This is a genomic window from Pseudomonas sp. P4795, from assembly GCF_048822895.1.
In the GTDB taxonomy this organism is placed as follows: Bacteria; Pseudomonadota; Gammaproteobacteria; order Pseudomonadales; family Pseudomonadaceae; genus Aquipseudomonas.
In genome coordinates, this window is the sequence record NZ_JBMFBT010000007.1 from 161,585 (window position 1) to 186,351 (window position 24,767).

At 61.5% G+C, this 24,767-nt stretch carries 20 protein-coding genes; 11 read left to right on the top strand and 9 right to left on the bottom strand.

Features of this window, described 5'->3' with window-relative positions; all coding sequences use genetic code 11:
* Position 1 precedes the first annotated feature (1 nt).
* The 8 genes from ACOI8A_RS20960 to ACOI8A_RS20995 are packed head-to-tail and all read right to left on the bottom strand — an operon-like array spanning position 2 to position 8,990.
* Positions 2–1,132 (bottom strand): glycosyltransferase family 4 protein, encoded by a 1,131-nt coding sequence (locus ACOI8A_RS20960; protein ID WP_420649378.1) that lies wholly within the window; start codon positions 1,130–1,132, stop codon positions 2–4.
* Complete coding sequence (locus tag ACOI8A_RS20965; protein WP_420649377.1) at positions 1,133–2,263, bottom strand: glycosyltransferase family 4 protein; 1,131 nt, start codon at positions 2,261–2,263, stop codon at positions 1,133–1,135.
* Entirely contained in the window at positions 2,247–3,614 is a 1,368-nt protein-coding gene (locus ACOI8A_RS20970; RefSeq protein ID WP_420649376.1) for a glycosyltransferase family 4 protein, read from the bottom strand. Before ACOI8A_RS20970 ends, ACOI8A_RS20965 begins: the two co-directional genes overlap by 17 nt.
* Complete coding sequence (locus ACOI8A_RS20975) at positions 3,611–4,864, bottom strand: ABC transporter ATP-binding protein (RefSeq protein WP_420649375.1); 1,254 nt, start codon at positions 4,862–4,864, stop codon at positions 3,611–3,613. Before ACOI8A_RS20975 ends, ACOI8A_RS20970 begins: the two co-directional genes overlap by 4 nt.
* The gene (locus ACOI8A_RS20980) at positions 4,864–5,661 is read right to left on the bottom strand and encodes an ABC transporter permease (protein ID WP_420649374.1); all 798 of its coding nucleotides are present in this window, start codon (positions 5,659–5,661) and stop codon (positions 4,864–4,866) included. Before ACOI8A_RS20980 ends, ACOI8A_RS20975 begins: the two co-directional genes overlap by 1 nt.
* Complete coding sequence (locus ACOI8A_RS20985) at positions 5,662–7,104, bottom strand: mannose-1-phosphate guanylyltransferase/mannose-6-phosphate isomerase (RefSeq protein WP_420649373.1); 1,443 nt, start codon at positions 7,102–7,104, stop codon at positions 5,662–5,664.
* Between the two features lie 3 nt (positions 7,105–7,107).
* Positions 7,108–8,079, bottom strand: coding sequence for a GDP-mannose 4,6-dehydratase (gmd, locus tag ACOI8A_RS20990; RefSeq protein WP_420649372.1), 972 nt, complete (start codon positions 8,077–8,079; stop codon positions 7,108–7,110).
* The gene (locus ACOI8A_RS20995) at positions 8,076–8,990 is read right to left on the bottom strand and encodes a GDP-mannose 4,6-dehydratase (RefSeq protein ID WP_420649371.1); all 915 of its coding nucleotides are present in this window, start codon (positions 8,988–8,990) and stop codon (positions 8,076–8,078) included. The genes gmd and ACOI8A_RS20995 overlap by 4 nt, the downstream gene beginning before the upstream one ends.
* 427 nt (positions 8,991–9,417) lie before the next feature.
* On the opposite strand from ACOI8A_RS20995, the gene ACOI8A_RS21000 reads away from it, so the two are divergent.
* The 6 genes from ACOI8A_RS21000 to ACOI8A_RS21025 are packed head-to-tail and all read left to right on the top strand — an operon-like array spanning position 9,418 to position 17,347.
* The gene (locus ACOI8A_RS21000) at positions 9,418–10,977 is read left to right on the top strand and encodes a glycosyltransferase (protein WP_420649370.1); all 1,560 of its coding nucleotides are present in this window, start codon (positions 9,418–9,420) and stop codon (positions 10,975–10,977) included.
* Complete coding sequence (locus ACOI8A_RS21005; RefSeq protein WP_420649369.1) at positions 10,971–12,275, top strand: glycosyltransferase; 1,305 nt, start codon at positions 10,971–10,973, stop codon at positions 12,273–12,275. Before ACOI8A_RS21000 ends, ACOI8A_RS21005 begins: the two co-directional genes overlap by 7 nt.
* A complete protein-coding gene (locus ACOI8A_RS21010) occupies positions 12,272–13,183 on the top strand; it encodes a class I SAM-dependent methyltransferase (protein WP_420651326.1) in 912 nt (303 codons plus the stop codon). Before ACOI8A_RS21005 ends, ACOI8A_RS21010 begins: the two co-directional genes overlap by 4 nt.
* On the top strand, positions 13,177–13,992 hold the full coding sequence (locus ACOI8A_RS21015; RefSeq protein ID WP_420649367.1) for a class I SAM-dependent methyltransferase: 816 nt from the start codon (positions 13,177–13,179) through the stop codon (positions 13,990–13,992). The genes ACOI8A_RS21010 and ACOI8A_RS21015 overlap by 7 nt, the downstream gene beginning before the upstream one ends.
* Before the next feature lie 51 nt (positions 13,993–14,043).
* Positions 14,044–15,240, top strand: coding sequence for a DUF3142 domain-containing protein (locus ACOI8A_RS21020; RefSeq protein WP_420649366.1), 1,197 nt, complete (start codon positions 14,044–14,046; stop codon positions 15,238–15,240).
* On the top strand, positions 15,227–17,347 hold the full coding sequence (locus ACOI8A_RS21025; RefSeq protein ID WP_420649365.1) for a hypothetical protein: 2,121 nt from the start codon (positions 15,227–15,229) through the stop codon (positions 17,345–17,347). The genes ACOI8A_RS21020 and ACOI8A_RS21025 overlap by 14 nt, the downstream gene beginning before the upstream one ends.
* Here the strand turns inward: ACOI8A_RS21025 and ACOI8A_RS21030 are convergent.
* Positions 17,344–17,973: a LysE family translocator gene (locus ACOI8A_RS21030; RefSeq protein ID WP_420649364.1), complete on the bottom strand. Its 630-nt coding sequence runs from the start codon at positions 17,971–17,973 to the stop codon at positions 17,344–17,346. The two genes, ACOI8A_RS21025 and ACOI8A_RS21030, sit on opposite strands and share 4 nt — an antisense overlap.
* 144 nt (positions 17,974–18,117) lie before the next feature.
* On the opposite strand from ACOI8A_RS21030, the gene ACOI8A_RS21035 reads away from it, so the two are divergent.
* The 5 genes from ACOI8A_RS21035 (at position 18,118) to ACOI8A_RS21055 (ending at position 24,697) form a co-directional block, all read left to right on the top strand.
* Entirely contained in the window at positions 18,118–18,591 is a 474-nt protein-coding gene (locus ACOI8A_RS21035) for an Lrp/AsnC family transcriptional regulator (protein WP_420649363.1), read from the top strand.
* 151 nt (positions 18,592–18,742) lie between these two features.
* A complete protein-coding gene (locus ACOI8A_RS21040) occupies positions 18,743–20,701 on the top strand; it encodes an SPFH domain-containing protein (protein ID WP_420649362.1) in 1,959 nt (652 codons plus the stop codon).
* A complete protein-coding gene (gene hflC / locus ACOI8A_RS21045; protein ID WP_420649361.1) occupies positions 20,698–21,738 on the top strand; it encodes a protease modulator HflC in 1,041 nt (346 codons plus the stop codon). Before ACOI8A_RS21040 ends, hflC begins: the two co-directional genes overlap by 4 nt.
* Positions 21,735–22,793 carry a protease modulator HflK gene (gene hflK / locus ACOI8A_RS21050; protein WP_420649360.1) on the top strand — a complete coding sequence of 353 codons (1,059 nt, stop codon included), beginning with the start codon at positions 21,735–21,737 and terminating at the stop codon, positions 22,791–22,793. Before hflC ends, hflK begins: the two co-directional genes overlap by 4 nt.
* Positions 22,790–24,697, top strand: coding sequence for a heavy metal translocating P-type ATPase (locus tag ACOI8A_RS21055; protein ID WP_420649359.1), 1,908 nt, complete (start codon positions 22,790–22,792; stop codon positions 24,695–24,697). The genes hflK and ACOI8A_RS21055 overlap by 4 nt, the downstream gene beginning before the upstream one ends.
* The last annotated feature ends 70 nt before the right edge of the window (positions 24,698–24,767 follow it).

A 24,767-nucleotide genomic window follows, 5' to 3' on the forward strand; every position in this document is an offset into this window, starting at 1 on the left:
TTCAGGCGTACGACAGGGATTTTTCCGCCAGCAACTCCTGATACAGCTCGGTCCACTTGCGGCCCATTTCGTCGGCTGTGAATAACTGGCGGTAACGGGCCTCAGCCTTGACGCCCATTTCGGCGGCGCGGGTCGGGTTTTCCCACAAGGTGCGCATCGCCTCGCGGAAGGCCTGTGGATTACTCGGCGGCACCACCAGGCCTGTCTCGTTGTGGATGTTGATATAGCTGGTGCCGGTGCCGATCTCGCTGGAGATCATCGGCTTGCCGTACATCGCACCTTCCAGCAGGGAAATGCCGAACGCCTCCGAGCGCAGATGCGACGGAAACACGATGGCATAGCTCAGTTGCAGCAATGCGACCTTGTCCTCATCGCCCAGGCGCCCGAGGAAGTGGATATTGCGCAGCCCCAGCGCAGCGGCTTGCGCATGCAGTTCCTGCTCCAGCGGACCGGCGCCGACGATCACCACCGGGTAATCCACGTCCTTCAGCGCATCCAGCAGGATGTGCAAACCCTTGTAGTAACGCATCACTCCAACGAACAGAAAAAACTTATCCCCAAGCTTCTGCCGCCAGTGATTCATCAGTTCGGTGTCGGGCTGTGGATAACCTGCCTTGTTCAATCCGTAAGGGATAACTCGGGTCTTGTCCTGAAACTGCTGCAACACATCGCTGGTGTGCAGGTAGTTTGGCGACGCGGCGACTATCCGGTCGGCGCTGGACAGAAAGCGGTTCATCAGTGGCCGGTAGAGTTTCAGCAGGTGCTTCTGACGAATGATGTCCGAGTGATAGGTCACGACCGTAGGTTTATTCACGCCGCTGGCGAAATGCACCAGATCCATGAACGGCCACGGAAAATGGTAATTGACCACGTCGGCCTCGGCCGCCAATTCGCGAAATTGCTTGAACACACTCCAGGAGAACCCGGTGGAGGCAAACTGAATATCCAGTTTGGCCCGGTGCACTTCGTGCTGGCCGAGCTTGACCACTGGCGGCACTGGATCGGTGCTCAGGGTCAGCACCTGGCCTTCGATGCCGTGCGCGGCGCCGCTTTCGCAGAGCTGGAAGATCACTTGTTCGATACCGCCGACCGAATCCGGCAGGTACGTTTTGAAAAAATGAAGAACTCGCATTCAACCTCCCATGGCCTGGCGATAGGCGCTGGCCGTGGCCTGCGCGCAATGTGTCCAGGAAAAAAGCCGTGCCTGCTGCAATCCGGCTTCTCGGCATGCCTGCCAATGCGCTTGATCGTCGATCAGTTGGCTCATCGCGTCGCGCAAGCCTGCTGCATCGTCAGCTTCAATATAGTTGCCGGCAGCGCCCGCGACCTCCGGCATCGCCGAAGATCGGGTGACCACCACTGGTGTGCCGCTGGCCATGGCTTCCAGAACCGGCAAGCCAAAGCCTTCATACAGCGAAGGAAAAATCAGTGCCCGGGCGCCGGCCAATAGCTGCGCGACTTGTTCATCTGGCAGATAACCGAGCAGGCACACATGCCCGCACGCCAGCGCCTGGTGCAACTCGTCACTGAACTGCTCGCGCTGCCAGCCAGCCATGCCGACGATCAACAATGGGAAGCGCTGGCGCACGGCTTCGGGCAGCAAGGCGTGGGCGCGCAGGGCCAGGCTCAGATTCTTGCGCGGTTCCAGCGTGCCGACGCACAGAAAGTACTCGCGCGCGGTGACCGCATGCGCCTTGAGCACGGCGTCGATGGCGTGCGGCTCGCGTGGATGGAAACGCTCGGCCACGCCCAGCGGCGCCACCACGAAACGCTCGGCGGGCAGGGCGAAATACGCCTGCGCCTCGTCGGCGATGGCTTGCGAGTCAGTGAGGATGACTTGCGCCTGCTGCACGCCAATGGCCAGCCGTCGCTCGATTTCCTTGAGCCGCGCCGGCGGCTGGGTCTCGGGGAAGTGCAGATGGGTCAGATCGTGCAGGGTGATCACGGTCGGACCGTCGAAGGCCAGCGGCCACAGGCTCGGTTCGTGATACAGATCGATGTTTTGAGCGCGGCCCTGATCGAAGCGTTTCTGCTCCAGCCAGCGGCGCGCCTGATACGCGCCGGGGATCTGCCGCAGCAGTGGCGTCAGACGCGAATAACCGGGCATCGCCGCGTCGGGCAGTTGCGAGCTCCAGCCCCAGCCGTGGAACAGCGCCACCTCGACATCATTCTCGCTGCGCAGGGCGTTGACCAGTTCGGCGACGTACTGGCCAATGCCGGTGCGCGGTGCTTGCAGAATGCGTGCGTTAAGGGCAATGCGCATAGGCCCTCGCTTGCGCCGTCGGCGCCTCAAGCACATTGCGCGCGGTGCGCTCCGCCAGTTGCAGACTCGCCTCGCGCCAGCCGATCCATTGCCAATCGGCCACATTGCGCGCGGCGGGAAACTCGCCGCTGCGCTCAAACCCGGTCACCAGATCGGCAAGGCTTTGCGGGTCCTGCAGATCGAAATAGGCCATGAATTCGCCGCCGATCTCGCGAAACACCGCAATGTCACTGCCCATCGCCGGCAAGCCGCGTTGCATGGCTTCCACCAGCGGCAGGCCGAAGCCTTCGACGAACGACGGAAACACCAGTGCGCTGGCGTGGGCGTAGGCGTGTTCAAGGCTGGTGTCGCTCAGATCGTTGAACATGAACAGGCGCCGGTTCAGCTCGGGATGGTTGCGTATCCGGGCGAGCAGGGCGTCGCATTTCCAGCCGATACGTCCGGCGATGCACAGCCGCGCTTGCGAGCCGCAAGCCCAGGCGCGTTCGAAGGCGTCCAGCAGGTAGTCGTGGTTCTTGCGCGGCTCGATGGTGCTGACCATCAGGAACACCGGCTCGGGGCGGGTGAACATCTGCTTCAAACGCGGCTCGACAGCGGCGTCGGCGCTGCGCAGATCCAGTTCCGATCCGAGGTGAAAGAAATCAAACCAGCGTTTTTCCACTTCGGCTGTGCCGAGCCGCTGCTGCAGTTCTGCCTGCACCTGATCGCGGACGGTTGCAGAAATTGCCATGTAGCCGTCGGCGTTGCGGCTGATCCAGTCGAACCATTCGCCGTACACCTCGACCAGCCGCGTGTCGTAAAACTGCGGATGCGATAAGGGAATCAGGTCGTAGATCACCGCCACAATGCCCACGCCGTCATGCTTGAGGCGTTCGGCATGCAGGAAAAAATCCGAGTGCCAGGACGAATCCAGCAGCACCAACTGATCTCCCGGCTGGTGTTGCAGCGGCTCACAGCGCTGGGGCAATTGATAGCGGTTGATCTGCTCGATCAGACGCAACGGGATGCCGAACAGGCCGAACGAAGCCAGCCGGTAACCGACGTACAACAGACGCCGCAGCGTTTTGCTGCGCCAGCGGCTGTCGAGACGCTGATGGAACTGCCAGAAGCGATGCGCCAGGCGTTCGAAGCGTTCGCCGAAGGTCACAATCGTGTTGAAAATCGGTGAGTCCAGCGGCGCGAGGCGCGTCACGCGGTACAGCTTGCCCTTGAGCACCACTACCGGCAGGCACTCGACGCCCCGCGCGCTCGGCGGCAGTTGTTGGATGACGTTGCGCACCACGCGCTGAATCCCCGAATTGATTTTCGGGTGTTTGAACACATGCGTGCATTCGACCAGCAGGCGAGTCATGGCGCGCGCTCCGTGAGCACGGCTTCGGCGCTGCGAGTGATCGAGGTTTTTGCCCCCAGCCACGAGCAGCCGACGAAGTCCTCCTGACGGTTGTTGATCACGTGGAACACCAGCCCGTAGTCACGCCATTCGAAATTGCGATCCAGGTGCGAATCCAGCCGCGACAGGCTCAACGCCACCGAATAGTTGCCCTTGCCCAGGCCCATGACGAAGGCAAAACGGTAGGTAATGCGCTCACCTGAATGCAAATCGTCCAGCGCCTGATTTTGCCGGTGGGTGTTGATGCCGTACATGGCCTGACCGAGGCGGTCCTTGATCATGAAACCGAGCACCAGCCGTTCAATGTCCTGACGGATCTCGACCTGCACCTCGAGCACCACCGCTTGGCCGACTTCAGCCGCGTCGACCGAGCGCTCGCGTTCGTCGAGCAGGCGCACGCTGAGGATCCCGGCCTCACCGGTGCCGGACACGGTTTGCACCTGGCCGCCGGCGAGGGTTTCCTGGCGCACGGTCTGGCCTTCGCGTTCGGCGAGCAGGGCGTTGTAGTAATCCATGACCGCTTCCGGCTTGTCGTGCATGGCCATGCGCCCGCCCTCGAGGAGGATCGCCGAGTCGCAGATCGACTGAATCGCCGAGCGGTCATGGGACACAATCAACAGCGTGGTGCCGGCCTTGCGGAAGCTGCGAATGCGGTCGAAGCTTTTATGCTGAAAGTACGCATCGCCGACTGACAGCGCTTCGTCGACGATCAGAATGTCCGGACGCCGCGCGGTGGCGACGCTGAACGCCAGGCGCATCTGCATGCCGCTGGAATAGGTGCGCACCGGGTGATCGATGGCTTCGCCGATTTCGGCGAAACGTTCGATGTCCGGCATCAGCGTTTCGATTTCTTCGACCTGCATACCGAGCAGTTGCCCGGCCATTATGGCGTTCTGCCGGCCGGTGAAATCAGGGTGAAAACCCATGCCCAGCTCCAGCAGCGCGGCGACTCGGCCTTCAAGTTGAATATGCCCGCAGGTCGGTTGAGTGGTGCCGGTGATCATCTTCAGCAGGGTGCTTTTGCCAGCGCCGTTGACGCCGACAATGCCCACCGCTTCACCGGGCGCGATCTCGAAATTCACATCCTGCAAAACCCAGTGTTGACGGTGACGCAGCGGCGAAAACGGGATCAGCCATTCCGCCAGTCGGCTCCAGCGCGTGGGGTATTGCTTGTAGGCCTTGCCCAGACCGGTGACGCGTATGTGTCCCATCAGAGTTCATCCACCATTTCGCCGACCCGGCGGCGGAACAGGCGCAGACCGATTACGCAGAACAGCAGGCCTATGACGAAAATCGGCAGCAGCGAACTCCACACCGGCCATTGGCCGTAGAGAAACAGGTTCTGATAACTACCGATGAGGTTGGTCAGCGGGTTGAGTTGCAGCAGACGCTGTACCCATTCCGGCAGAATCGTGATCGGGTAAACGATCGGCGTCAGCCAGAACCAGAATTGCAGGCAGATGGCGAACAATTGCCCGACATCGCGAAAAAATACGTTCAATACGCCAAGAATCATCCCCAGCCCGGCACAGAACAGCACTTGCAGTGCCAACAGCGGCAGCAGGGCGAACAGCGCCATGCCCGGCCAGCGTCCGGTTACCAGCAGGAAACCGAGAAACAGACCGATGATGATCGCGAAGTTGATCCCGGCATTCATCAGCACGATCACCGGCAAGCAGATGCGCGGGAAGCTGATCTTCTTCAGCAGGTTGGCGTTTTCCAGAAACATGTTCTGGCTGCGCAGGGTGATTTCCGAGAACAGACCCCAGGTCAGCAGACCGGCGCACAGGTACACGCTGTAGGCCATGCCGTCGTCCACACCGGGCAATCGCGCGCGCATGATGTGCGAAAAAATCACCGTGTAGACGATGATCATCGACAGCGGATTGAGTACCGTCCACAGCGCGCCGAACAGCGAATTGCGATACCGCGCTTGAAACTCTCGCTGGACGCTGCCGAGGATGAATCCACGATAACTGCGCAGCGAGCGATACAGGGAAAGCAGCATTCAAACCGTCCTGCCGTACTGATCTTCGAAGCGCACGATGTCGTCTTCGCCCAGGTATTCGCCGCTTTGCACTTCGATGATCACCAGATCGATCACGCCGGGGTTTTCCAGGCGGTGCTTGTGTCCGGCGGCGATAAACGTCGATTCGTTCTTGGCTACCAGCGTGGTGCCGCTGCCATTGTTGGTGACTTTGGCCATGCCTTCGACCACCACCCAGTGCTCGTTGCGATGATGGTGCATCTGCAACGACAACTTGCCACCTGGCTTGACCACGATGCGCTTGATCTTGAAGCGCGGGCCTTCCTCGAGCACGGTGTAAGTGCCCCACGGACGGCTGACCGTACGGTGCAGGCGATAGGCTTCGTGGGATTTGTCCTTGAGCTGCTTGGCCACGCGCCGCACGTCCTGCGCGCGGTCGGCATGGGCCACCAGCACGGCGTCGGCCGTGTCGATGACGATCAGGTTATCCACGCCCACGGCGGCTACCAGACGGCCTTCGCTCTGTACGAAGTTGTTGTGGCTGTCGATGAAAATCGCTTCGCCACTGGTGCGGTTGTTGTCGGCATCGGCCGGTACCAGCGCCGCGACTGCGCCCCAGGAGCCGATGTCGCTCCAGTCGAAACCGGCGGGCACCACGACGACTTTTTCCGAGCGTTCCATCAGCGCGTAGTCGATGGAAATGTCAGTGATCGCGGCGAACAGTTCGGCTGACAGTTCCTGTTGCAGGCAGCCGCCGGTTTCCACGGGATCGCTGACGGCCATGCAGGCGCGGGTCTGTTCCAGCAACTCGGGGGCGTGTTTTTGCAACTCGGCGATCACGGCTGCGGTGGTGAAGCAGAACATCCCCGAGTTCCACAGGAAGTTGCCGCTTTCCAGATAATGAGTGGCGGTTTGCAGATCGGGTTTTTCCACAAAGCGCTGCACTTTGGCGGCGCCGCGAGCATCCAGTGGCGCGCCGGTTTCGATGTAGCCGAAGCCGGTTTCCGGGGCGTTCGGCACTACGCCGAAGGTCACCAGATAACCGTCCTTGGCCAATTGCACGGCGTGCTCGACTGCGCTTTTCAGTGCCTCTTCGTTGACGATCAAATGGTCGGCGGGCATCACCACCATGATCGCTTCATCGCCATGCAACGCTTGCAGCGACAGGGCAGCAGCGGCGATGGCCGGTGCGGTATTGCGCCCGGCCGGCTCCAGCACAAAGTGCCCGCGATGGCGCGACAGGCGCGCGGCCTGATAGTGATCCTTGCTCTGGAAGTAGTACTCGCGATTGGTCACCGTGACGATGTCGCCCCAACCGTCGAGCAGCGCGGCCGCACGCCGGTAGGTCTTGCCCAGCAGCGACTGGCCGTCGGGCAGGGTCATGAACGGTTTCGGATGGCCCTCGCGGGACACCGGCCACAAACGAGTCCCGGCACCGCCGGACAGAATCACGGGGATGAGCATGGCCTACTCCTTGGCGACGCGTTTCATGTCCGCATCCATCATCATGCGGATCAGGGTGTCCAGATCGGTTTTCGGTTTCCAGCCCAGCACGCGCTGCGCCTTGGCGGGGTTGCCGAGCAGTACTTCAACTTCGGCCGGACGGAAGAATGCCGGGTCGATCTTCACGTAATCACGGTAGTTGAGGCCGACGTGATCGAAAGCGATGCGGCACATCTCGCGCACGGTGGTGGTCACGCCGGTGGCGACCACGAAATCGTCAGGCTTGTCCTGTTGCAGCATCAGCCACATGGCTTCGACGTAATCGCCGGCAAACCCCCAATCGCGCTTGGCGTCGATGTTGCCCAGGCTCAGCTCCTGCTGTTTGCCTTGCTTGATGCGAGATGCCGCGTCAGTAACCTTGCGCGTAACAAATTCGATGCCGCGCAGCGGTGATTCGTGGTTGAACAGGATGCCGCTGCTGGCGTGCAGGTCGAAGCTTTCGCGGTAGTTGACGGTGATCCAGTGGCCGTAGAGTTTGGCCACGCCGTACGGGCTGCGCGGATAGAACGGCGTGTTCTCATCCTGCTGCTCAGCCTGGATCAGGCCGAACATTTCGCTGGTCGAGGCCTGATAGAAACGCGTGTGCGGACTGAACTGGCGGATTGCTTCGAGCAGGTGAGTCACGCCCAGGCCATCGACAATACCGGTGGTCACCGGTTGATCCCAGGACGCCGCGACAAAGCTCTGCGCGGCAAGGTTGTACACCTCGTCCGGCGCCGATTTGATTACCGCGCGCTGCACCGAGCAGGCATCGGCCATGTCGCCATCGAGGTAGGCGATATCGGCTTCAACGCCCATCTCGCGCAGGCGCCAGCGCGAATCGCTGCTGCGCCGTGCGACCAGACCGTGAACCTTATAGCCCTTGTCCAGCAGCAGTTTGGCCAGATACGCGCCGTCCTGACCGGTGATCCCTGTGATCAATGCACTTTTTGTCATTCTTGTAATACTCGCTTCTCCCAGTCGGACAGGATCGCCCGCAGGGATTGTTGTGTTGTGATTTCAGGCGTCCATCCTGTGGTTTCGCTGAGTTTTTGATGGCTTGCGCAAACGCGACGCTGATCCGCGCGCCGCATGCGCGCCGGATCCTGAACCAGTTTCATCTCGACCTCTGCCAGGTCGCCCATCTGTTCGATCAGGCTGCGAATGCTCTGCTCGCGCCCGGAACAGATGTTGTAGATCTGCCCTGGCATGCCGTTTTCCAGCAGCGCGAAATAAGCTGAGATCACGTCGCTGACATCGAGGAAGTCGCGCGTCACGTCAATGTCGCCAACTTCCAGCTGCGGCGCTTGCAGACCGTGCTTGATGCGGTTGATCTGCCGTGCGGCGCTGGCGATGACGAAGCTGTCTTTCTGCCCCGGGCCGATATGGTTGAACGGCCGCGCCACCAAGGCCCGCAACCCTTCGCTCAAACCCCATTGCAGACAGAGGAATTCGGCCGACAGTTTGCTCACCGCGTACGGGTTGCGCGGGCAGGGTGGTTGGTGTTCGGTGATGGGCAACGCGGATTCCGCGACCTGACCGTAGACATCGCCAGAGCTGACGTACAGGAACGTTCCCTTGAAGCCACGCGCCTTGAGCGCTTGCAACAGATTGAGGGTGCCGAGCAGGTTGATGTCGAAGGTGCGCGCCGGATCACGGAAGGCTTCGGGGACGAATGTCTGGCCGGCCAGGTGAATGACGGCATCAAGCAGTTGTGGCCATAGGTCGATGAGGCTGTCCGGTTTTGTCAGGTCGTAGGCTGATGCGGCAGGCAGCAGTTGCCACGACGCGTCTTGCGCGTTGAGACGTGACTGGATGTGTTGTCCCACGAACCCACTGAGGCCCGTGATGAACAGACTTTTTTTCAAACAGCGACCCCTTGGTCTTTGACTTTCACCTATTCCCACAGGCTTACCAGAAATGTCTGACAGAACGTAGGAAAAACCGGGCAGAACGGCAGGTGAAGTCTTTGTTGTAGTTGTTTGGCTGCCAATCTGTGCCAATTGCGCAGCAATTTCAACAGGACAAATCGTGACTGGTCAGTTCTCGTCAGAGTAGCTGGATTTTTCTCGTCGGGCGGTTCACGGAACCGCAACGGATGTGTTTAGAATGCCCCTCGTCGCGATTCTTCAAGGTTCTGCAGAGGAATCGCACGACAGGGTAAAACCGACCACTAAAACAAGAACAGAGACGTGCCCCGAAGACGCAGGACGAGCACCGCTGATGGCGGTTCGATCCGACGCTCGGCCGTCATAGCGTGAGGCTGCCGGGATGGCGGTTTCAGCGTGGGATGCCATGAACTTCATTCTTTATTCGGACGTCAACGACCGTTCCATCAGCCAGAGTCTCGGACGTCCGGAATACAGTTACTACTTCGTGCTCAAGGCCTATCGGCCGGTGCTGGAAAGCCTCGGGCGCGTGCACGTTGTGTCGTCTGCTGGCGAGGTTGATCCGCTCTATCGGCAACTGGTCGCTGCTGGCGAAGACAGCGTATTCCTGTCGTTCACCCCGCCGCAGAATACCCCTTCCGCTCTCGAGTGCCCGACGATCTGCGTGATTGCCTGGGAATTCGATTCGATCCCCGATGAGTCCTGGGACAACGATCCGCGTCACGACTGGACGCAGATGCTCGCGCGCCAGGGCCGGGCCATCACGCTGTCGAGCCATACCGCACGCGCCATTCGCCGAGCCATGGGTGAAGATTTTCCGGTGCTGGTGTTGCCCACTCCATTGTGGGAAAACTTCGCCGCCATTCGCGAGCAACACCTCAGTATGCCGATCAATTCCGGCGCGGCCCTGGCGATCAAGGGCTGCATTTTCGACAGTCGCACGTTGGGGCTGTGCGCCGATGACCTGCTGCCCAAACCGCTGACGCCCGAGCAACTGGCCGAAATCGAAGCGCAACGACCGCCGCCGCTTACCCTCAAGCGTCGCTGGGTGATTGCCCGTCATTATTTGCGCCTGTGGGCGCTGAATCCTCCTCAGGCTGAGCCGGTTGAGCGGGTGACTTTTCTGCATCACTGGTACTGGGAAGGACTGCGCGATCTGTTCCCGGACAAGGCCCACGCCTGGCTCGAACAACGGCTGCCAGCCATCGCCGGGCCGCATGCCGTGACCGTGGCCGAGCCGGCTCCGCTGGATTTGCCGGACACTTCTGCGGTGGTCGAAACCACGGTCGACGGTGTGGTCTACGTCAGCGTGTTCAACCCCAGGGATGGCCGCAAGAACTGGCACCATCTGGTCACCGCGTTCTGCTGGGCCTTTCGCGAAACGCCTGATGCGACGCTGGTGCTGAAAATCACCCAAAGCGATTTGTCCTCGTATTACAGCGAGCTGATGACGCTGCTCGCGCAGTTGTCGCCGTTCGCCTGCCGGGTGCTGGTGTTGCACGGTTATCTGGACGATGCGCAATACGCCCGGCTCTACGCCGCCGCCAGTTTCTACGTGAACGCCTCGCGCTGCGAAGGGCTGTGCCTGCCATTGATGGAGTTCATGTCCAGCGGCAAACCGGTGATCGCCCCCAATCACACGGCGATGGAAGACTACATTGACGACTCGGTGGCGTTCGTCGTCGAGTCCAGCGAAGAACTGACCATCTGGCCGCAGGACACGCGCATCATTTACCGCACCTTGCGTCACCGGCCGGACTGGAACTCGCTGAAAAACGCCTACGAAAACAGCTACCACATGGCCAAAGACCAGCCGCAGGATTACCGGCGCATGTCCATCGCGGCTGTCGAACGCATGCACGAATACTGCGCGTTTGCCCCAGTGCAGCGGCGCATGGCAGATTTTTTCGGCCTCGTGCCTGAGGGCGTCGACGTCGGCCCCGTGACGGATACCACCGCATGCTGATCATCATTCATTCGGAAACCAACCAGCACACCATCGCGCAGAATCTCGGGCGCTCGGAGTACAGCTATTACTTCGTGCTCAAGGAATATCGACCGGTGCTCGAACGTCTCGGCCGGGTGATCGAAGTGACTGATCCGGCGCGTGAGGTCGACACGCTGTATCTGGAGTGTCTGGCGCGCGGCGAGCCGTGCGTGTTCCTGTCGTTCTCGCCGCCGCACCGCACGCCGATCCATCTGGCCTGCCCGACACTGCCGGTGTTCGCCTGGGAGTTCAGCACGATTCCCAACGAGCCATTTGCCGGCGAGCCGCGCAATGATTGGCGCGCGGTGTTGCAGGCCTGCGGAGCGGCGATCACCCATTCCAGTTACACGGTCAACGCGGTGCGCGCGGCGATGGGCGCGGATTATCCGATTGTCGCGGTGCCGGCGCCGGTGTGGGATCGCTTCGCGGCGCGTGGTGCGCAGTTGCAAGGCCAGCCTTCGACGGGGTCGGTGCGTTTGAAGATCAAAGGACTGGTGGCTGACAGTCGCCAGCTCGACCTCGACGCCTTCGGCCCAGAGCATTTGCGACGTGGCACAGGCATTGATTTCGAGGCACCGGTCAGTGAGCAGGAGTTGGTATTGGACGGCGTGGTGTACACCTCGGTGTTCAATCCGGGTGATGGCCGCAAGAACTGGGAAGACATGCTCAGCGCGTTTTGCGTGACCTTTCGTGACGTCGAGGACGCCACGCTGGTACTCAAGCTCACTCATCACGATGCTGAAGAAGCGCTTGGCGACATTCTTCATCATCTGTACAAAAATCAGTCTTACCGCTGCCGCATCGTGCTGATTTACGGCTATCTCGCCGACGCCGATTACGAGCGGCTGGTGCAGGCCACGCGGTACGTGGTCAACACGTCCTATGGTGAAGGTCAGTGTCTGCCGCTGATGGAATTCATGTCCTGCGGCAAGCCGGCGGTGGCGCCGCGTACTACGGCGATGATCGATTATCTGAGCGCAGGCAATGCGTTCGTGGTCGATTCCTCCGATGAACTCACGGCCTGGCCGCACGACCCGCGCAAGGCGTTTCGCACGCTGCGCTACATGACCAATTGGGCGTCGGTGTGCAGCGCTTATCGCGCCAGCTACGAGGTCGCGAAAAACCAGCCGCAACGCTATGCGCAGATGTCTGAGCAAGCGGTGTCGAGCCTGCAAGCATTTTGCAGTCAGGCCGTGGCTGAGCAGCGTCTGGGTGATTTTTTCGCGCAACTGTTCGAGCACCGTGCGTTGAGTGCCGCGCAAGTGCCTGCCTCATGATCCGCGCTTTGCTCCGACGCCTGTTGCCCGCTGCGCCACCTGCGCCGACGCCGACTCCTGAGCCGCTAACCGAGCGCGTTTCGCCGCGGGATATCGGCCTGCTCGACGCCGTCCTTGATGGCTGGTTTCGCGGCGATACAGGTGAGTTACTCAAGGGTTTTGCCATCGGCGCCGACGACACTTTGCTTGATGTCGGTTGCGGCGAAGGCGTGGCCACACTGTTTGCCGTACGTCAGGGCGCTTCGGTGATTTTTACCGACAGCGAACTCGACAAAGTGCGCGAACTCGCCCGGCAGGTTGATGCGCAATCGACCAAGGCCAATCTCGGGTTAGTCAGCAACAGCCTGCCGTTGCCGCTGGCCGATGGCTGCGCGAGCAAAGTGGTGTGCATGGAAGTGCTCGAGCACATCGATGATCCCGAACCGTTCATGGCCGAGCTGGTGCGCATGGGCCAGCCCGGTGCGCAGTATCTGCTGAGCGTGCCGGCACCGGTCGGCGAGCATTTGCAAAAGGGCATCGCCCCGGCCAGTTATTACCAGTCACCCAATCATGTGCAGATTTTCACGGCGGAGCGCTTCGCGGCGCTGGTCGAGGACGCGGGTCTGGTGATCGAGCATCGTCAGGTCAACGGCTTCTTCTGGGTGATGGGGATGATTTTTTTCTGGGCCAGCGAGCGTGCGGCCGGACGTGATCTGGACGGTGCGGTACGCGACCGGATTCAGGCGCCGTATCCGCCATTGATGGAAAGTTGGGCGCGCACCTGGCACGACCTGCTGTCGCAACCCGACGGCCCGGCAATCAAGCAGGTGCTCGACCAACTGATGCCCAAGAGTCAGGTGATCATCGCTCGCAAACCGCATGCTGCTTCGCCATCCGCCGAGCCTATTTCTGGAGCCACCCCATGCTGAGACTGTTGAAGAAACTCACGGCGCCGACGCCTGCACCGGCAGCCGCGCCGGTAGCGCCCGCAATCAACGCGTTCGACCTCGGTTTGCGCGACGCGATGCTCAGCGGCTGGTTCAACCATGCCACCGGCGAGCTATACAAAGGCTTCCCGGTGACGGCCGAGGACACGGTGCTGGACGTTGGCTGCGGTGACGGCGGCAACATGCAGTTCTGCGGCATGCGCGGCGCGAAGCTGATCGTCGCCGATATCGACGCCAGCAAAATCGATGCGGCCCGCCAGCGGTTGGGCGAAACCACGGCGCAAAGTGTCGAGTGCCATGTGACGGACGGCAACCCACTGCCGATCGCCGATGCCACGGCGACGCGGGTGGTGTCCACCGAAGTCCTCGAACACGTCGATGATCCGGCGCAGTTCCTTGCCGAGCTGGTACGCGTCGGGCAACCGGGCGCGTTGTACTTGCTGAGCGTGCCGCATCCAAGTTCCGAGGATCTGCAAAAGGGCATCGCTGCGCCGGCGTATTTCGAGAAGCCGAATCACATCCGCGTGATCACTGAAGAACAGTTCAAGGCGCTGGTCAGCGAGTCCGGTCTGGAGATCATCAGCCACAGCCAGTACGGGTTTTACTGGTCGATGTGGATGTTGCTGTTCTGGGATGCCAAGGTCGATCTGCACAACCCGGATCACCCGCTGCTCAACCATTGGGCCGAGACCTGGCAGGCAGTGCTCGACTCGCCGCGTGGGGCGCAGATCAAAGAAGCGCTGGACGGGGTGGTGGCGAAAAGTCAGGTGATTATCGCGCGCAAGCCGTAACAACTTTTTTGTGTACCCTTGCAGCCTTGTGATGACGGGGTTGGCAAAGGTATGCGCTTTCTCGTGGGTTTTTCGGGCCTGCTGGCAGCTGTGTTTCTGCTGGTTGGTTGCGAGCGGCAGGACGCAGCGCCGCTCGACCAGCAACTCTACATCTGGCAACGCCAGTGGACGCCGGCCCACGAGCCTGCGCTCAAGGACAGCCGCGGCGATTTTTCGACGTTGCGCGTGTTGGCGTTGCAGGCCTTCCCGCGTGCCGGATGGAGCCGTGCGCGAATCAATGCGCAACTGCTCAAGGACGATGGCCGCCCGCTGATTGCAGTGATCCGTCTCGACGGTCAGCTCAAGTCATTGGATCAGGATCAGGTTACTGCGCAGATCCTTCAGGTTATTGATGACTGGCAACAGCAGGGCCTGACCCTGGCCGGGGTGGAGATTGACCACGATGCCGGGAATGCGCGGCTGCCGGCCTACAGCGAATTCCTTGCACATCTGCGTTCTGCGTTGCCCGCATCGTTGCCGTTGAGCATCACCGCACTGCCGGCGTGGCTCGACAGTGCGCAACTGCCAGCCTTGTTGGCCACGGTCGACAGCAGCGTGCTGCAGGTGCACGCGGTCAGTGATCCACGGCGCGGACTGTTCGATCCGCAGCAAGCGCAGCGTTGGGCAAAAGCCTGGGCGCGAGTCACGCAAAAACCCTTTTATCTCGCTTTGCCCGCGTATGGCGTGGCGCTGCTGCCGGACGACGGCGGGGCGCCCGTGGTGGAAAGTGAAGTGCCGGTCGGGCAGGGCGGGGAGCGGCGGGAGTTGCTTGCCGATCCGTTGCAACTGAGCCAACTCGCCCAGGCGTTGCGTGACGATCGTCCGTCGCATCTGGCGGGGCTGATCTGGTTCCGCCTGCCGCTGGCGCATGATCGCCGGGCGTGGAGTCTGACCACGTTGCGCGCGGTGTCCAGAGGCGATGCGTTGACCAGCCATTTCGCTGTGACGATCACCGCGCAAGGCGATCTGTACGACATCAGCCTGGGCAATCAGGGCAATCTCGACGCGCCCTGGCCCGCGCGATTGAGCGTGGCAGTCAGTGGCTGTGAGGGGGCGGATGCACTGGCCGGTTATACGTTGCAACAAAGCCCGGATCTGCTTACCTTCACGCGCCTGAACGACGGTCGGTTGCCGGCGGGTAAGCAGCGCGCCATCGGTTGGGCGCGTTGTGCACATATTGATCAAGGAGCTTCGCATGTTGACCCGTAACTGGCCCCGCCATCTGCTTTGTCTGAGCCTCAGCCTGCCGCTGGGTTCGGCGCTGGCCTGCGGCCCGGATTTCCCGGCGCGCCTGCTCGATAACCGTGGGCAGACCATGTCGGAGCTGCCTGCGGGCAATTTCAACTTCGAGATCAATCGTCTCGGCAAGTCCATCGCAGGGCTGAAGAATCTGACTCCCGACGCTGACAGTCCGGGTACGCTCTACGCCGAACCGAGCGACCCCGCCGAGCAACGCGACAAAGCGGAAATGTCCGGCCTGAGCGGGCCGCAGCAAGCGTTGGTCCAGAGCCTGCGCGGCTTGAGCGATGCGCGGGAAGCCTTTGCTCAGGGCAGCAATCTGCCAGCGGAAATCCGTCTGTACGTGGCCGGTGCGGTGGCGTTCAACGCAGGCGATCAGCAACTGGCGGTCGAGTATTTCCGCCAACTGCTGGCGCTGCCGGCCGAACAGCGACCACTGCGCAGCACATGGGCGGCGTATTCCGCAGGGCGCGCGCTGTATGCCATGAGTGCCGAGGCGAACGATCGGCTGGAACCGCTGGAAGAGGCTATTGCTGCGTTCCGTCAGGCACGGCAACTGAGCATCGACGGTTTCAGCGATCCGTTGGGGCTGGGCGTTGCCAGCCTCGGTGAAGAAGCGCGGGCAGAGCGCTTCGCCGGGGGCTGGGATCGCGCCATCGAACTGTATGCGGCGCAGAGCGTGCATGGCTCGATGGTCGGATATACCTCGTTGAAGCAGTTGGCCAACGAATTGGCAGAAATGCCCGAGCCAGAATTGGCGAAGTTGATGCAGCATGAAGGCGTGCAGAAACTGTTGACGGCGTACTTGGTCAGTCGGCTGGGCTGGTCATATGGCGAAGAACCGCCGAGCGAGAAAAAACTCGTCAAGCTGCTGCAAAACAGCACGCGCGGCAGCCTCGACAATGCCGATCGCCTGGCCGCGATGAATTATCGCCAAGGCGATTACGCCAGTGCCAAGGGCTTTCTCGAGCACGCCGGGGACAGCGGCCTGGCGTGGTGGCTGCGCGCCAAACTGGCAGTGCGTGACGGCGACAAAAGCGCTGCCGCAGCGGCCTACGCCAAGGCAGCGCAGGCGTTCCCGCAGGGTGAATCCTGGGGTGAGCAACGCACTTCCAACTGGGAGTTGGAGTCGGTCCGGCCCAAATGCCGGGTTGAGGCGGAGAGCGCCATTCTTGCGCTGCAACGAGGCGAGTACATACAAGCCTTCGATCAGCTTTATCGCAGCCAGAGCATGTACTGGCTCGACGCGGCGACAGTCGCCGAGCGCGTGCTGACCCTTGATGAGCTCAAGCAGTACGTCGATACGCGGGTGCCAGCGGTACGGACTGAGGAAGCAGAGGCTGTGCAATCGGCAACCAGGCTGCGCAATCTGCTCGGCCGCCGTTTGCTGCGCGAAGGGCAGTATGCCGAGGCGGTCGGTTATTTCGACAGTGAAGGCCTGCAGAGCACAGCCAGGCAGTACGGCGACTTGCGTCGCGCGGCGGACAACGCATGGTGGCCGACCAAACGTGCCAGCGCATTGTTCAACGCGGCGGTCATTGCGCGGGAGTCGGGCATCGATATTCTCAGTTACGAGATGGACCCGGATTACGCGCTTCTGGGCGGCAGCTATCAGCTGCAAACCACGGAGCTGGAAGTCGGGCCGCTAGTCAGCGAAGCCGAAGTACAACGGCAGAAAGCCAGTGAAGCGCAGCCGGATCAGCGTTATCACTATCGATTTGTCGCCACGGCGCTGGCCAATCGTGCGGCCGATAACTTGCCGCATTCCAGCCAGGCGTTCGCCGCCGTGCTGTGCACGGCTGTCAGCTGGAACAGCAGCCTTGAGGATCAGAGCGCGCTGTATCGCCGTTACGTCAACGAAGGTGCCTTCGTCTGGTGGGCTGAAGATTTCGGCCGGCAGTGCGAAAGTCCCGACTTCGCCAACGCCGACAAACGCTACGTGACGCAAGTGACGGACTCGGTACGCTCGACACTGCGTCCGTACAAGTGGCCAGTGCAGATCGCAGCCTTCGTCGTTGTGGCCGGCATTGCCTTCATGCTGTTCAACCGTCGCCAGCGCAAGCTCCGCAAAGCCTAAGCCTGCTGCACAAAAGTCAGGCGAACTGCGAAGCCGATCAACAAACTGCCGAACAGCCATTGCTGCAGGCGCTGGGCGGTCGGGTTGTGATGCAACCAGCGACCCAGCGCCGCGCCGGTCACGGCGTAGGCGCTGTCGAACAACAGCCCGATGCCGACCAGCATGGCGCCGAGCACAGCGAACTGCGTCAGCACCGGCGCGCCGTCGGCGACGATGAATTGCGGCAGCAACACCGAGCAGAACAGCAGCGGTTTGGGATTCAGCAGGTTGGTCAGCAAACCTCGGCGAATCGCCTCGCGCCATTGCGCGTTACGCTCAGGTACGGCGCTGGCGTTGATTTCCGGCACCAGCGTGCTGCGCAGGCACTGAATGCCGATCCACAACAGATACGCCGCACCCGCCAGACGCACCACATCAAATGTCCACGGCGCAGCCTTGAACAGCGCCGCCAGCCCCAACGCCGCCAACGCCACATGACACGCCCGCGCCACCGCCAAGCCTGTCGCGGTGGCCAATGCCGCGCCTCGACCCTCGCGGGCGCCGGTCTGCAACAGCAGGATCATGTCCGGGCCGGGCAACAGATAAACCACCGCCAATGCCAGGAAAAACAGCCAGAGATTTGTCATGTTGCGCGCCTTTCGTTGTCGATTCGGTCGTTTCAGTCTATGGCCGAAGGGCGGGGCAGGTGCGTGCGTAGTCAGCTTCAAAAAGCCTTCAGGTTGGCATAATCTGCTGATTTTCTCCTTTGTCACCATCAGGATCTGCCAAGCATGAAACTCGACGCCTTCGACCGCAAGATTCTCGCCGCACTGCAACGTGACGGCCGCCTGAGCAACGTGCAACTGGCGGACGAGATCGGCTTGTCTGCCTCGCCGTGCCTGCGCCGGGTACGCATGCTGGAGGAGGCGGGAGTGATTCGCGGCTATCAGGCTAATCTGGATCGCGATGAAGTCGGGCTGGGGCTGACGGTGTTTGTCGGGGTGAAAGTCGAACGGCACAACGATGAACAGGCCGAGGCGTTTTACCGCGCGGTGACGGCGCTGCCGGAAGTGATCTCGGCGTTTCTGGTGTCTGGCGAATCGGATTTTCTGCTGCAAGTGGTGGTGCCGGATCTGCGCGCGTATGACCGCTTTCTCAGCGGTTGTCTGTTGAAGCTGCCGGGCGTGAGTGACATCCGCAGCAACTTCGCGATTCACACGGTGAAAGCGCCGGGTGCGTTGCCGCTGGAGCATCTGCCGACCTGAAGCTGTTCTGCCCCCGCCCCGAATATTCGCGCAACGCTTCAGGCAAGCGACAGGTTTCGCGTCCCTGAATAGCGCAAATGAATACAAATATTTCACGACTTTCGTTATATCGTAACGCTATGTGCGATGTACCAAGGGTTGTCGGGGGAATATGCAAGTCGATCTGGAGCTGGAAGGCACGCAAGTGACCGGTCTGCCGCGCTTTCAACAAGCAGCGGCGCAGGGCCGCTGGTTGCGGCGATGGGTTCTCGGGCTGGGTGGATCGGCCGGGGCCGGGTGGGTGCTGGCGTTTTTTGCCGGGCTGTTTGCGCCGCAGTCGCTGTGGCCTGCGCTGCTGGTCAACCAGAGTGCAGCGTTGCTGATACTGGTTGCCGGAATGCAGTCTGCTCGATGGGTAACCGAGTGGCGCGCGCGGGTGCTCAATCCGGTGGCGGCGGTGCTGGTTGCGCAAGAGCCATCTGCGCCGCAGGGTTGGTACGAACGGCTGCTCGATCGCATGAGTCAGCGCACTCTGCATCTGCTCGGGCAGATTGGCGCGGCGACGTTGTGGCTGGGTGCCTGGGCACTGTTGATCCTCTTCAGTATCGAGCAGGTATGGAATCTTGCGCTGCCAGCTGCTGCCGTGGGTTTGTCGGCGACGGTGGGTGCTGCGATTGCGCTGTTGCTGGCGTTCGGTTTGCTGGTGCTGGAGCGGCAACTGGCGCAGGAAAATCCGACGCAGTGGCCCGAAGCCGGAACGCTGGCGCAACTCACGCGCGTGGCAATCATCAGTCTGGTGCTCGGCGCGGTGTGTCTGCTGTTCGCCAGTGACAGCGCTGTTTGGCCAGTGCGCCTTGCGGTATTGATCGGCATATTGCCGGGGTTGGTCGCGCTGGAGTTTCTGCTGCGCGCTGTGCTGTCGCTGTTCAGTCCACGCCGTGATCAACTTGAACCAACCTTGCTGGCGCGTAGTTTCGTCGCCGATTTGCTGCGTTGGCCGCCACAGCCGTTGCTCGCTTTACAGCACGAATTGCACAACCGCTTCGGCATCGATCTACGGCAGATCTGGGCCTTCAGCTATATGCGCCGGGCGTTTTTGCCGGTGCTGGCGTTGGTGGCGGCGGTCGGTTGGCTGCTCACCGGCATTCACGAAATTTCGCTGCAAAGCCGGGGTATTTACGAGCGCTTCGGCAAACCGGTGCAAGTGTTCGGCCCGGGTTTGCACGCCGGTCTGCCGTGGCCGTTAGGGCGCGTACTTAACGTGGAAAACGGCGTGGTGCATGAACTCGCGACCAGCGTTGGCGAGAACCCTGCGCCGGTGCAACTCGACCCTGCGGAAGGTCCCGCGCCGCTGAGCGCCAACCGCTTGTGGGATGCCAGCCACGTCAACGATAAATCCCAGGTAATCGCCAGCAGCCGCGGCGATCAGCAGAGTTTCCAGATCGTGAACATGGATGTGCGCTTCGTTTACCGCATCGGCCTGACCGATCAGGCCGCACTGGCGGCGACTTACAACACTGCCGATGTGCCGACGTTGATCCGCAGTACTGCGAGCCGAATCCTGGTGCACGACTTTGCCTCGCGCACCCTCGACGGTTTGCTCGGTCAGGACCGGGTAGGGTTGGGCGAAGAGATCGGCCGGGCAGTGCAAAGTGATCTGCAAAAACTCGACAGCGGCGTGGAAATTCTTGCCACCGTGGTCGAAGCGATTCATCCGCCGGCCGGTGCGGCCAATGCCTATCACAGCGTGCAAGCGGCGCAGATTGGCGCACAAGCGCTGATCTCGCGTGAGCGCGGCGCGGCTGCGCAAGCCAGTAATCAGGCACTACTGCAAGCCCGCCTCGCGCAGGATCAGGCCAGCGCCAACGCTCGTGAAACCAAGGCCACGGCGCGCGCGGCGGATCTGAAATTCAGCGCCGAGCAAAAGGCCTATGCGAGCGCCGGTCAGGCGTTTGTGCTGGAGCAATATCTCAGTCAGCTCAGCCAAGGCTTGAGCAACGCCAAGTTGCTGATACTCGACCATCGACTCGGCGGCAGCAGCAATGCGCCGACCATCGACCTGCGTACGTTCACGCTGCCGGCTGACCCGACGCCGGCGCGCACCACCGCTCAACCAGGAGTCGCCCATTGAGCCAGTCGCACACTCACGATCACCATGACCACAGCGGCCACGATCATGCTCATGGCGGCGCACATCACGGCCATCATCATCACCATCACGGCGCGCCGGAAGAAGCCGGGCCGTTTCCTTGGCGGCGCATGGGTTGGGCCGCGTTGCTGGTCGCGTTCGCTATCGCCGCGGCCAGTCTGGTGCAAGTGCGATCCGGAGAAGCAACCGTCATCACGCGTTTCGGTAATCCGTCGCGCGTACTGCTCGAACCAGGTTTGAGCTGGCGCTGGCCAGCGCCGTTCGAAGCGGCGATCCCGGTTGATCTGCGCCTGCGCACCACCTCAAGCGGTTTGCAGGATGTCGGCACCCGCGACGGTTTGCGCATCATCGTTCAGGCTTACGTGGCGTGGCAGGTGCAGGGCGATCCGCAGAATGTGCAGCGCTTCATGCGTGCGGTGCAGAATCAACCGGATGAAGCAGCGCGGCAGATTCGCACCTTTGTTGGCTCGGCACTGGAAACCACCGCCAGCAGTTTTGATCTGGCGAATCTGGTGAACACCGATGCCAGTAAAGTGCTCATTGCCGATTTCGAAGCGCAGCTGCGTGAGCAAATCGATCAGCAATTGCTCGCCACTTACGGCGTGCGCGTGGTGCAAGTTGGCATAGAACGATTGACCTTGCCGTCGGTGACGCTCACTGCAACGGTCGACCGGATGCGCGCCGAGCGTGAAACCATTGCCACCGAACGCACCGCCATCGGCAAACGTGAAGCAGCGCAAATCCGTTCTGCTGCCGAGCGCGATGCGCGAATTGTGCAGGCGGATGCCACAGTGAAAGCGGCGGAAATCGAAGCGCAATCACGAGTCGAAGCTGCGCAAATTTACGGTCGCGCTTACGCCGGTTCGCCGCAGCTGTATAACTTGCTGCGCTCGCTGGATACGCTCGGCACCATCGTTACTCCGGATACCAAATTGATCTTGCGCACCGACGCCGCACCGTTCCGCGTGCTGGTCGATGGTCCGCCGAATCTCGACAGCAAACCCGGATCGCAGCCATGAGTGAAGTTCCACGTGGAACAAACTCGCTAAATAGTCCGTGGATTCAGGCCGGACGTCTGGCGTTTTGGGCGTTGTACGCGGTGACGATTCTGGCGGCATTGGCCTGGGCATTCTCCAATGTTCGGCAAATCGACCCGCAGAATCGCGCGGTGGTTTTGCACTTCGGCGCACTGGATCGCATTCAAAACGCCGGTCTGTTACTGGCATGGCCACAGCCGTTCGAACAAGTGGTTCTGCTACCAGCGGCAGACCGCGTCATCGAACGCCGAGTGGAAAACCTGCTGCGCAGCGACGTCGCTTTGCAGGCTGATCGCGTTGCAACTTTCGCCACTCCGCTGGGCGATGCATTGGCCGGATCTGGTTATTTATTAACCGGCGATGCTGGAGTGGTAGAGCTGGATGTGCGGGTGTTTTACAAGGTCACCGACCCGTACGACTTCGTGCTGCAAAGCGATCACGTGTTGCCGGCGCTGGATCGACTGGTCACGCGCAGTGCGGTTGCCCTGACCGCCGCGCGCGATCTGGACACCATTCTCGTCGCGCGACCAGAACTGATCGGCACTGACAATCAGGCTGCCGAACGACGCGAGCGACTGCGCGGTGATCTGGTGCAAGGCATCAACAAACGTCTGGCCGAATTGAAGGCCAGCGGGCAAGGCATCGGCATCGAAGTGGCGCGAGTCGATGTGCAATCGAGCCTGCCGGAAGCGGCGATCAGCGCTTTCAATGCGGTGCTCACCGCCAGTCAACAAGCCGACAAAGCGGTGGCCAATGCCCGTACGGATGCCGAAAAAGCCACTCAATCTGCCAACGAACGAGCTGACCGCACGCTGCAAGTCGCCCACGCGCAGGCAGGTGAACGCTTAGCCCAAGCCTCGGCTGACACGGCCACAGTGCTGGGACTGGCCAAGGCGCAACAGCAAGGCACCGATCCGCAAATGCTCCTGCGTTTGTACCGCGAGCGTATGCCGAAGATTCTCGGCCAGGCCGGATCGGTAACTACGGTCAATCCGAAAGACGATTCCCGCCTGATCATTCAGGGAGCCAGTAAATGAGCGCGACCACCGCTGCACCGAGCCTGTTGTCCTCGGCCGAACAACGCCGCGCCGCGCGCCAGTTGACGTTGGCCATGCTCGCTCTCGGCTTGCTCGGTTTGGGATTGATCTGGCGTTGGCTGGTGCCCGAGCAAACCGGCGTCAGTCAGTTACTGCTGGGCTGTGCTTCCTTATTAGTCGCGGTACCGGTGATGCGCTCGGCGTGGTACAGCCTGCGTTATCCGAGTTTGCATGGCATCACCGATCAGTTGATCGCGCTGGCCATGCTCGGGGCTTGGGCGACCGGCGATCTGCTGACGGCGGCGCTGCTGCCGATCATCATGATCTTCGGCCATGTGCTGGAAGAGCGCAGTGTGATCGGCTCGCAGGAGGCGATTCACGCACTGGGCCAATTGACCCGCAGCCACGCGCGTAAAGTTCAGGCCGACGGCTCGATCATCGAAGTCGACAACGGCACGCTCAAGGCTGGCGACAAGGTTGAAGTCCGCGCCGGTGATCGCGTACCCGCCGACGGTCGCGTGCTCTCGGGTCAGGCGAGTCTCGACACGGCTTCGATTACCGGCGAGTCGGTGCCGGTCGAGGCGGGCGTCGGCATGGCGGTGTTCGGCGGGGCGATCAATCTTGATGGTTTGTTGCGCATTGAAGTGACGCGCACCGGCGATGAGTCGACGCTGGGTAAAGTCATCGCGCTGATGCAGAACGCTGAGCGCTCGAAGCCACCAATCACTCGGCTGCTTGAGCGTTATGCCGGCAGCTACATGGTGCTGGTGTTGCTGCTGGCGGCGGTCACCTGGTTCATTACCAATGACGCGCAAGCGATGCTCGCGGTGTTGGTGGCGGCATGTCCATGCGCGTTGGTGTTATCGGCGCCGGCCACGGCGATTGCCGGCGTTGCGGTTGCGGCGCGGCATGGAATCCTGATCCGCAGCTCGGCGTTTCTGGAAGAGCTGGCCGACCTGACTTCACTGGTGGTCGACAAGACCGGGACCCTGACTTACGGGACTTTGCGTTTGCAGTCGATCGACGCCGCGGGTGCGGATGAACATTCGGTGAAGGCGCTGGCCGCCAGTCTCGGTGCCGCCAGCAGTCATCCGGTCAGCCGGTCGCTGGCGGGATTAGTCAGCGCCGAAGAGGTTCTGCCGCTGACTGATATTCACGAACGCCAGGGCCTCGGTGTAGTGGCGATGACTGCACAGGGTGAAGCGGCTTTGGGCCGTCCCGAGTTGTTCGCGCAACTCGGCATTGTCACCACAGCAGTTCCCGAACACGACGGACCGATTGCCGGTCTGGCGCTGAACGGCGAATTCCTTGCGTGGCTATTGCTGGCCGACACGGTAAAACCGGAAGCCAGATTTGCCTTGAACGAGTTGCGCGAACTGGGCCTTGGGCGGCAACTGCTGTTGACCGGCGACCGCCAGAGCGTCGCGCAGACACTGGCCCGGGATGTCGGCCTGCATGAAGTCGAAGCCCAAGCGTTGCCTGAAGACAAACTCAACCGCGTACTCAAGGAAATCGATAACGGCTTCCGGCCGATGGTGGTCGGTGACGGCATCAACGATTCGCTGGCGCTCAAGGCCGGCGTAGTCGGCGTGGCCATGGGTGCGGGCGGTGCGGATATCGCGCTGGCGTCGGCCGACATCGTGTTGATCGGCAGCGACCTGCGCCGGCTCGGTACGTGTGTGCGCCTCAGTCGCCAGTGCCGACGTACTTTGCAGGTCAACGTGATCATCGGTCTTGGCTGGACGCTGGCCATCGTTGTGTTCGCTGCGTTCGGCTGGCTCGGCGCTGCGGGGGCGATGATCGCGGCGTTGTTGCACAACCTGAGCACGCTGCTGGTGCTGGGCAATGCCGGGCGTTTGTTGCGTTTTCAGGAACCGCTGCTAAAGCTTAAACAGCAGAACTGATCGTTTCGTGCACCCTGATGCAAGGATCCGGAGGCTGTTGCAGCCTGCGCGGCTGATCGATCGCGGCGAT

Bases quoted from the DNA above. Each gene is read 5' to 3' on its own strand.
- ACOI8A_RS20960 (WP_420649378.1), bottom strand. From the start codon at position 1,132: ATGCGAGTTCTTCATTTTTTCAAAACGTACCTGCCGGATTCGGTCGGC.
- ACOI8A_RS20965 (WP_420649377.1), bottom strand. From the start codon at position 2,263: ATGCGCATTGCCCTTAACGCACGCATTCTGCAAGCACCGCGCACCGGC.
- ACOI8A_RS20970 (WP_420649376.1), bottom strand. From the start codon at position 3,614: ATGACTCGCCTGCTGGTCGAATGCACGCATGTGTTCAAACACCCGAAA.
- ACOI8A_RS20975 (WP_420649375.1), bottom strand. From the start codon at position 4,864: ATGGGACACATACGCGTCACCGGTCTGGGCAAGGCCTACAAGCAATAC.
- ACOI8A_RS20980 (WP_420649374.1), bottom strand. From the start codon at position 5,661: ATGCTGCTTTCCCTGTATCGCTCGCTGCGCAGTTATCGTGGATTCATC.
- ACOI8A_RS20985 (WP_420649373.1), bottom strand. From the start codon at position 7,104: ATGCTCATCCCCGTGATTCTGTCCGGCGGTGCCGGGACTCGTTTGTGG.
- gmd (WP_420649372.1), bottom strand. From the start codon at position 8,079: ATGACAAAAAGTGCATTGATCACAGGGATCACCGGTCAGGACGGCGCG.
- ACOI8A_RS21000 (WP_420649370.1), top strand. From the start codon at position 9,418: ATGAACTTCATTCTTTATTCGGACGTCAACGACCGTTCCATCAGCCAG.
- ACOI8A_RS21005 (WP_420649369.1), top strand. From the start codon at position 10,971: ATGCTGATCATCATTCATTCGGAAACCAACCAGCACACCATCGCGCAG.
- ACOI8A_RS21010 (WP_420651326.1), top strand. From the start codon at position 12,272: ATGATCCGCGCTTTGCTCCGACGCCTGTTGCCCGCTGCGCCACCTGCG.
- ACOI8A_RS21015 (WP_420649367.1), top strand. From the start codon at position 13,177: ATGCTGAGACTGTTGAAGAAACTCACGGCGCCGACGCCTGCACCGGCA.
- ACOI8A_RS21020 (WP_420649366.1), top strand. From the start codon at position 14,044: ATGCGCTTTCTCGTGGGTTTTTCGGGCCTGCTGGCAGCTGTGTTTCTG.
- ACOI8A_RS21025 (WP_420649365.1), top strand. From the start codon at position 15,227: ATGTTGACCCGTAACTGGCCCCGCCATCTGCTTTGTCTGAGCCTCAGC.
- ACOI8A_RS21030 (WP_420649364.1), bottom strand. From the start codon at position 17,973: ATGACAAATCTCTGGCTGTTTTTCCTGGCATTGGCGGTGGTTTATCTG.
- ACOI8A_RS21035 (WP_420649363.1), top strand. From the start codon at position 18,118: ATGAAACTCGACGCCTTCGACCGCAAGATTCTCGCCGCACTGCAACGT.
- ACOI8A_RS21040 (WP_420649362.1), top strand. From the start codon at position 18,743: ATGCAAGTCGATCTGGAGCTGGAAGGCACGCAAGTGACCGGTCTGCCG.
- hflK (WP_420649360.1), top strand. From the start codon at position 21,735: ATGAGTGAAGTTCCACGTGGAACAAACTCGCTAAATAGTCCGTGGATT.
- ACOI8A_RS21055 (WP_420649359.1), top strand. From the start codon at position 22,790: ATGAGCGCGACCACCGCTGCACCGAGCCTGTTGTCCTCGGCCGAACAA.